Origin of the sequence: Kitasatospora sp. NPDC059571 (genome assembly GCF_042735675.1) — a bacterium.
In the GTDB taxonomy this organism is placed as follows: domain Bacteria; phylum Actinomycetota; class Actinomycetes; order Streptomycetales; family Streptomycetaceae; genus Kitasatospora.
Window position 1 is genome coordinate 1 of sequence record NZ_JBHWBW010000856.1, and the last position, 1,201, is coordinate 1,201.

Genomic DNA, 1,201 nt, shown 5'->3' on the forward strand with positions numbered 1-1,201 from the left:
GCCCGCTCGAACGCCTCCCAGGAGGTCTCCAGCAGCAGCCGCTGCTGCGGGTCCATCGACATCGCCTCACGCGGGCTGATCCCGAAGAACCCCGGGTCGAACTCGCCCGCCCGGTGCAGGAACCCGCCCTCCCGGACGTACGAGGTACCCGGGTGGTCCGGGTCGGGGTGGTACAGGTTCTCGACGTCCCAGCCGCGGTCCTCGGGGAAGGGGGACACCGCGTCCCGCCCGTCGGCGACCAGGTGCCACAGGTCCTCCGGCGACTCGATCCCGCCGGGGAAGCGGCAGGCCATGCCGACGATGGCGATCGGCTCGTGCTCGCCGTCCTCCATCTCCTTCAGCCGTCGGCGTGTCTCGTGGAGGTCCGCCGTGACGCGCTTGAGGAAGTACCGGAGCTTGTCCTCGGCCGCCTGGTCTGCCGGCATGTCGGATCACCTTTCAGGATGGTGCGGTGGGTCGGGCGGTGGCGGGGTCAGGAGATGCCGAATTCCTTGCCGATGAAGTCGAAGAGGTCGTCATCGGTGGCCTCGGCGAGTTCCTCGGTGACGGCGGCGTTCTCCGCCGGGGCGGTCTGCTGGTCGTTCCACCGGGTGAGCAGCGACTGGAGCCGGTGGGCGACCCGCAGGTGGCCCTCGTCGTCGGCCGGGACCCCCACGAGGGAGGCCTCCAGCCGGTCCAGCTCGGCCAGCAGCGGCAGGACGGCCGCCGCGGGGTCGGGCACGGCCTCCGCGCGCAGCAGCGCCACCAGGGCCGCCGGAGTCGGGTAGTCGAACACGAGGGTGGCGGGCAGCCGCAGACCGGTGACCGCGTTGAGGCGGTTCCGCAGCTCCACGGCGGTCAGCGAGTCGAACCCGAGGTCCTTGAACGCCCGACCGGGGTCCACGGACCCGGCGCCCGGGTAGCCCAGCACGGCCGCGACCTCGGATCGGACGAGGTCCAGCAGTACGGCCTCGTGGTCCTCCTCGGGCACGCCGCGCAGGCGCTCCGCCAGCGACGGACCGGCGGCGGGGGCGGCCGTCCCGGCGGCCCGGCGGGTGGTCGCCCGGACCAGGCCGCGCAGGACGGGCGGCAGCATGCCCGCCTCGGCCTGGGCGCGGAGCCCGGCGAGGTCGAGGCGGATCGGCACCAGGACGGCCTCGTCGCGGTCGCCCGCGGCGTCGAGCAGGGCGAGGCCCTCGGCGGCGGACAGCGCCTGCACGCC

2 protein-coding genes are annotated in these 1,201 nt (G+C 74.4%); both read right to left on the bottom strand.

The window, feature by feature from the left end:
- A partial coding sequence (locus tag ACFV0G_RS39555; protein ID WP_380558837.1) for a beta-ketoacyl synthase N-terminal-like domain-containing protein occupies positions 1-425 on the bottom strand: 425 nt, incomplete at its 3' end.
- A 47-nt stretch (positions 426-472) separates the two neighbouring features.
- On the bottom strand, positions 473-1,201 hold a 729-nt coding region (locus tag ACFV0G_RS39560; protein ID WP_380558840.1), incomplete at its 5' end, for a phosphopantetheine-binding protein.